At 73.1% G+C, this 6,610-nt stretch carries 6 protein-coding genes; 1 reads left to right on the top strand and 5 read right to left on the bottom strand.

Going from position 1 to position 6,610, the window contains the following annotated elements; all coding sequences use genetic code 11:
* On the bottom strand, window positions 1-1,367 hold a 1,367-nt coding region (locus tag C3492_RS42515), incomplete at its 3' end, for a hypothetical protein (RefSeq protein ID WP_258056228.1).
* An 80-nt stretch (window positions 1,368-1,447) separates the two neighbouring features.
* Here C3492_RS42515 and C3492_RS42510 point away from each other — a divergent pair.
* A complete protein-coding gene (locus C3492_RS42510; RefSeq protein ID WP_258056227.1) occupies window positions 1,448-2,671 on the top strand; it encodes a hypothetical protein in 1,224 nt (407 codons plus the stop codon).
* On the opposite strand, the gene C3492_RS42505 is transcribed toward C3492_RS42510, so the two are convergent.
* Genes C3492_RS42505 through C3492_RS42490 form a run of 4 tightly spaced genes read right to left on the bottom strand, consistent with a single transcriptional unit; the run spans window position 2,649 to window position 6,534 of the window.
* A complete protein-coding gene (locus tag C3492_RS42505) occupies window positions 2,649-3,422 on the bottom strand; it encodes a succinate dehydrogenase/fumarate reductase iron-sulfur subunit (protein WP_103817933.1) in 774 nt (257 codons plus the stop codon). The two genes, C3492_RS42510 and C3492_RS42505, sit on opposite strands and share 23 nt — an antisense overlap.
* Window positions 3,419-5,374, bottom strand: a complete 1,956-nt coding sequence (locus C3492_RS42500) for a fumarate reductase/succinate dehydrogenase flavoprotein subunit (RefSeq protein ID WP_103817932.1) — start codon at window positions 5,372-5,374, stop codon at window positions 3,419-3,421. Before C3492_RS42500 ends, C3492_RS42505 begins: the two co-directional genes overlap by 4 nt.
* 22 nt (window positions 5,375-5,396) lie before the next feature.
* The gene (locus C3492_RS42495) at window positions 5,397-6,218 is read right to left on the bottom strand and encodes a hypothetical protein (RefSeq protein ID WP_103817931.1); all 822 of its coding nucleotides are present in this window, start codon (window positions 6,216-6,218) and stop codon (window positions 5,397-5,399) included.
* A gap of 28 nt (window positions 6,219-6,246) precedes the next feature.
* Window positions 6,247-6,534: a hypothetical protein gene (locus C3492_RS42490; RefSeq protein ID WP_103817930.1), complete on the bottom strand. Its 288-nt coding sequence runs from the start codon at window positions 6,532-6,534 to the stop codon at window positions 6,247-6,249.
* Window positions 6,535-6,610 lie beyond the last annotated feature (76 nt).

The raw sequence follows: 6,610 nt of genomic DNA, 5'->3' as shown, positions 1-6,610 counted from the left end.
GTGAGGTGCGCGGGACCGCCGCGAGCACCCCCGTCGACGTGGGCGGGCCGGGCAGGCGGTTCGTCCGTGGTCGGCGGGGCCTGTTCGGTCTCGGGGCGGGCCGCCGCCGGCCCTTCGCCGGTGGGCGTCGGCTGGGCGGGCGGCTCATCCGGGGCCGGTGAGGTGCGCGGGACCGCCGCGAGCACCCCGTCGACGTGGGCGGGCCGGGCAGGCGGTTCGTCCGTGGTCGGCGGGGCCTGTTCGGTCTCGGGGCGGGCCGCCGCCGGCCCTTCGCCGGTGGGCGTCGGCTGGGCGGGCGGCTCGGCCGGTGCCGGCGCAGTGCCGCGGGCCGTCGCCAACTCCGCCTCCGCGCCGGTCAGCGCGGCCGGTACCAGCCCCGCCGCCACCCGCACCTGGTCCGCGAGCCGCTCCACCCCGCCCACCAGCACCCCCGCCTGGGCCACCGCACCCTCGCCCGCCCGCAACTGCCACGCGGCCCTCAGCGTCTCGCCCACATCGGCGGCCTGCCGGGCCTCGTTCAGCCGCGCGCCGGCGAACACCAGCCGGTCCTTGGCCTGTTCGACGTACCCGGTGACGGAGCCGGTGGCCGAGGGCGCGTACCGCTCCCGCAGCCCCGCCAGGGTCCTCTGCGCGGCCATGGTCCGCGCCGCCAGTTCCCGGAACCGCTCCTCGGCCACCTCCAGCGCCGCGCGCATCCCCTCCTCGTCCGCCATGAGGCCCCGCAACCGGTCCAGCGCCTCCGCCTCCCCGTCCAGCCGGCGCCCGGCCTCCGCGCAGCGGCCGATCACCCCGACCAGCGCCTGGCGCCGGGCGCCCGCCTCCTCCGGGACGCCCTCCTCGTACCGCCGCCAGATCGCGAACGCCGCCGACAGCTCCGTCTCGGCGGCCCGCAGCGCGTGCGTGAACGCCTCGGTCCGCTGCTCCCCGAACCGTTCCCGCACGAACGACAGTTCCTCCCGGCTGGTCCGCACACAGTCGTCGGCCAGCCGCAGTGCCGCCCTGGCCTGGCGTTCGGAGTCGGCCGGGGCGGGCACGGGCGGATGCGTGGAGACGATCCCCGGGGTCGTCCGGGTCCGGGCCCGGCGGGTGCGCCGCAGCCAGCCGTATGCGGCCAGGGCGACGGCCGCGACCCCGGCGATGAGCGGCAGCACGAGGTCGGCGGCCGACGTGCCGGCCTGCTGCGGCGCCGCAGCGCTCGCCACCGCGCCGGCGGGGGCCACGGGAACCGGATCACGGGCATCCACCGTCATCACCGGCAACATCAGCCACCCGGCTCCCACCAGGGCGCCCAGCACGGCATGCGCCACCCGCACCCGTATGTGTGCGGTGGCCCGCCGGGACCGGCCCCGGAACAGGGAGGACGTCACATTTCGGAGCGTATGGGCAGGTAGACGGCTCCGCGAGCGGGATGGATACGGGTGGGGGACCAGGCGGACAGGGGGGCACGATGGACGAGAACCGGACCGACGGCATCCGGACCGACACAGACCGGACCGACACAGACCGGACCGGCAAAGACCAGACCGACGAAGCACGGGACGAGCAACGTGGCGCCGCACCCATACGCGAGGAACAGCCCCGCGCCGAGCGGCAGCCCCCTCACCCCGGCGACCCCGCCACCCAGCCCACCCCTCGCCCCCGCCTCCGCCCCCGCACGCGCCGTCTCCTGCGGATCGCCGCCGGTCTCCTCGCCCTCCTCCTGCTCCCCCTCCTCACCGCCGAGACGGCCCTCCGGCTCAACTACACCGGCGATCCGACCCCCGGCACCCTCACCCGCCACAAGGACGCCCTCTGGCTCGGGCACGCCTGGGTGGACGGACGGAGGACCGACCGGGACGTCGAGGCCCTCGCCCGCCGGCTGAGGGGCACCGGGATCCGCGACCTGTACGTCCACGCGGGGCCTCTCGAACACGACGGGACCCTTCCGGCGTCGGCGTACCCGAAGGCCCGCCGGCTGATCGCGGCCGTCCACCGGGAACTCCCCGGCGTCCGCGTCCAGGCCTGGCTCGGCGACAAGCTGGCCACGGAGAGCCCGGACGGCCTGCGCCTGGAGCGCGCCGCGACCCGGGCGGCGATCGTCACCTCGGCCCGGCAGATCCTCGCCGCCGGGTTCGAGGGCACCCACTTCGACCTGGAACCGCTGCACTCCGGCGACCGCGACTACCTGTCCCTCCTCGACGACCTGCGCGACCTCACCCACGCCCGCGGCGCCGTCCTCTCCGTCGCCGCCCACCAGATCGACCCGCTGCCCGCCTTCCACTCCTTCTGGGGCACGACCACCGGCCACCCCAAGTGGTGGTCGCAGGCGTACTTCGGACAGGTGGCCCGCCGTGTGGACCAGATCGCCGTCATGTCGTACGACACCATGCAGCCGCTGCAGAGCCTGTACGGCGGCTATGTGGCCCAGCAGACCAGCCTCGCCCTGGAGGTCACCCCCGAGAGCACCGACCTGCTGATGGGCCTGCCCTTCTACCACGAGAACCGGTTCGGCCACTGGGCCCACGCCGAGACGGTCCCGGCCGCCGTGCGCGGGGTCCGCCTCGGCCTGAGCCGCACGGACGCCGACCGCGCCCGCTTCGGCGTCGCCCTCTACGTGGACTTCGCTGCCACCGAGGCGGACTGGCGGGCGTACCGGGAGGACTGGGCGGCTACGCCCCCGACCGCCTCCTGATCTTCGAACCCAGCCAGACCAGCGGGTCGTACTTGCGGTCCACCGCGCGTTCCTTCAGCGGGATCAGGGCATTGTCGGTGATCTTGATGCCCTCGGGGCAGACCTCGGTGCAGCACTTGGTGATGTTGCAGTAGCCGAGGCCGTGGTCGTCCTGGGCGGCGCGTCCGCGGTCCAGGCCGGTCTCGGCGGCCGCGTCCAGCGGGTGCATGTCGAGTTCGGCGACGCGCATCAGGTAGCGGGGGCCGGCGAACGCCTGCTTGTTCTCCTCGTGGTCGCGCACCACATGGCAGGTGTTCTGGCACAGGAAGCACTCGATGCACTTGCGGAACTCCTGCGGGCGGTCCACGTCCTCCTGGAACATGCGGTACTCGCCGGGGCCCAGACCGGGGGGCGGCACGAAGGCCGGGACCTCGCGTGCCTTCTGGTAGTTGAAGCCGACGTCCGTCACCAGGTCCCGGATCACCGGGAAGGCGCGCAGCGGGGTGATCGTGATCGTCTCCGCGGGGTCGAAGACCGACATGCGGGTCATGCACAGCAGCCGGGGACGGCCGTTGACCTCCGCCGAGCACGAACCGCACTTGCCCGCCTTGCAGTTCCAGCGCACGGCGAGGTCGGGCGCCTGGGTGGCCTGGAGGCGGTGGACGATGTCCAGGACCACCTCGCCGTCGTTCACCTCGACCGTGAAGTCCTCCAGGCCGCCGCCCTGTTCGTCGCCCCGCCACACCTGGAAGCGGGCTTCGTAGCTGCTCACTCGTACAGCTCCTCTTCGGCGAGGTACTTGACCAGCTCCTCCTTCTCGAAGAGGGCGAGCAGGTCCGGGCGGATGGGTTCGGTGGTCTCGCGGGTGAGGCGGATCTGGCCGCGGGCCGGGTCGGCCGCCGCGAGGCCGCCGGTGGGGTCGGCGAGGGTGCACAGCAGGTTCACGTTGCGCCAGGACCGGTCCATCCGGGGATGGTCCTCGCGGGTGTGCCCGCCGCGCGACTCGGTGCGCTCCAGGGCGGCCCGGGCCACGCACTCGCTGACCAGCAGCATGTTCCTGAGGTCCAGGGCGAGGTGCCAGCCGGGGTTGAACTGGCGGTGGCCCTCGACGCCGGCCCGCCGGGCCCGGACCCGCAGCTCGGCCAGCTTGTGCAGGGCCTGCTCCATCTCGCCCTCGCGGCGGATGATGCCGACCAGGTCGTTCATCGCCTGCTGGAGTTCCTGGTGCAGGGTGTACGGGTTCTCCGGCGGGCCCGCCTCGCCCTCCGCCCCGGCGGAGAACGGCCGCAGCGCCTCCGCCGACGCCGTGCCGACCTGGGCGTCGTCCACGGGCGGGCGGCGGTGGGCCGGCTCCCGCGCGTACTCCGCCGCGTGCCAGCCGGCCCGGCGCCCGAACACCAGCAGGTCGGAGAGGGAGTTGCCGCCGAGCCGGTTGGAGCCGTGCATGCCGCCGGCCACCTCGCCGGCCGCGTACAGCCCGGGCACCCCGCGGGCCGCCGCCGTGTCGGAGTCGACCGCGATGCCGCCCATCACGTAGTGGCAGGTCGGCCCGACCTCCATCGCCTCGGCCGTGATGTCGACGTCCGCCAGCTCCTTGAACTGGTGGTACATGGACGGCAGCCGGCGCCGGATCACCTCGGCCGGCATCCGGGTCGACACGTCCAGGAAGACCCCGCCGTGCGGGGAGCCCCGGCCCGCCTTCACCTCGGCGTTGATGGCGCGGGCCACCTCGTCGCGGGGGAGGAGTTCGGGCGGCCGGCGGTTGTGGTCGGGGTCCTCGTACCACCGGTCGGCCTCGTCCTCCGACTCGGCGTACTTCTCCTTGAAGACGTCCGGGATGTAGTCGAACATGAACCGCTTGCCCTCGGAGTTGCGCAGCACCCCGCCGTCCCCGCGCACCGACTCGGTGACGAGGATGCCCTTCACCGACGGCGGCCAGACCATGCCCGTCGGGTGGAACTGCACGAACTCCATGTTGAGCAGCGGGGCGCCCGCCAGCAGCGCCAACGCGTGGCCGTCGCCCGTGTACTCCCACGAGTTGGACGTGACCTTGAAGGACTTGCCGATGCCGCCGGTCGCGAGGACGACGGCCGGCGCCTGGAGGACGAAGAAGCGGCCGGTCTCACGGTCGTAGGCGAAGACGCCGCTCACGCGCGAGTCCGCGGCGGAGCCGCTGTCGGGCACGGTCTTCAGGATCCGGGTGACCGTGCACTCCTGGAAGACCTTCAGCCGGGACTCGTAGTCCCCGGTCTCCTTGAAGTCCTCCTGCTGGAGCGCGACGATCTTCTGCTGGAGCGTGCGGATCAGCTCCAGGCCCGTACGGTCGCCCACGTGGGCCAGGCGCGGGTACTCGTGCCCGCCGAAGTTCCGCTGCGAGATGCGGCCGTCCTTCGTACGGTCGAACAGCGCGCCCCAGGTCTCCAGCTCCCACACCCGGTCCGGGGCCTCCTGCGCGTGCAGTTCGGCCATCCGCCACTGGTTGAGGAACTTGCCGCCGCGCAGGGTGTCACGGAAGTGGACCTGCCAGGTGTCGTGCTCGTTGGCGTTGGCCATCGCCGCCGCGATGCCGCCCTCGGCCATCACCGTGTGCGCCTTGCCGAACAGCGACTTGCAGATCACCGCCGTACGGGCGCCCCGCTCGCGCGCCTCGATCGCCGCGCGGAGGCCCGCGCCCCCGGCGCCGACCACGACGACGTCCCACTCCTGCCGGTCGACCACGGACATCAGTCAGTCCCTCACTGGATCTCTAGAAGAAGCGCGGGTCGTCGAAGACCCCGGACGCGACCAGGTAGACGTAGAAGTCGGCGAGCGCCACGCTCAGCAGCGAGGCCCAGGCGAGCTGCATGTGGCGGGCGTTGAGCCGGCCGACGAACTGCCACGCGCGGTAGCGCACGGGGTGCCGGGAGAAGTGCTTCAGCTTGCCGCCGACGATGTGCCGGCAGGAGTGGCACGAGAGGGTGTACGCCCAGATCAGCGCGATGTTGGCGAGGAAGACCAGGGTGCCGAGGCCCATGTGCCCCCACCGGTAGTGCTCGTCCCGGAAGGCCAGCACGGTGTCGTACGTCAGCACGCCGGCCACCAGCAGCGCGGCGTAGAAGAAGTACCGGTGGATGTTCTGCAGGATGAGCGGGAAGCGGGTCTCGCCGCTGTACGTCCGGTGCGGCTCGGCCACCGCGCAGGCTGGCGGGGACGCCCAGAAGGCGCGGTAGTACGCCTTGCGGTAGTAGTAGCAGGTCAGCCGGAAGCCGAGCGGGAAGATCAGGATGATGACGGCGGGGGAGATGCCCCACCAGCCCCCGAAGAGGTCGGCGTTGGGCCCGGCACGCATGGTCCGGCAGTTCTCCGCCAGGCACGGCGAGTAGAACGGCGAGACGTACGGGGCCGCGTAGTAGTGGGCGTTCGCGAAGGCCCGCCAGGTCGAGTAGACGACGAAGGCCAGCAGCCCGGCCGCGGTGGCGGCGGGCGCCAGCCACCAGCGGTCGGTCCGCAGGTGCGGGGCGGCGATCGCGGCGCGCGTACGGGTGCGTACGCCACCGCTGTTCTGTCGGGGTTCCGTACCAGTGGCCAAGGGGGACTCCGGTCGGTTCGGGGGAGTGTCAGGGGGCGCGGCGGTCGCGGGCGCCCAGGCCCTCGTCGTCCGAGTCCGTCCACAGGCTGATGTCGTACGGCGCGTCGGAGATGGTGACGAGGTCGGGCCGGTGCGGCGTGGCCGGGGCCGCGGCGGCCTCCCGCAGCAGTGCCACGCTCTCACGCAGATGGTCGGCGTCCAGGCGGACCCGGCGTATCTCCAGAGCGCTGCCGAGCTGGTGTTCCAGGCGGCTCACCGACCGGTTGAGGTCGTCGAGACAGCGCTGGACGGCGTTGATGTCGTCGTGCACGGACATGACTTGCCCTCGCTTCCGCGGGTCCGGCGGTCATGGGCGGCAACGTTCATGCGCCTTGGAGTGTTGCGCCTCGCGC

Source organism: Streptomyces sp. Ru62 (assembly GCF_002920615.1).
Taxonomy (GTDB): Bacteria; Actinomycetota; Actinomycetes; order Streptomycetales; family Streptomycetaceae; genus Streptomyces.
The sequence above is the reverse complement of the archived record's forward strand: the minus strand, read 5'-3'. Positions and strand labels throughout refer to the sequence as shown.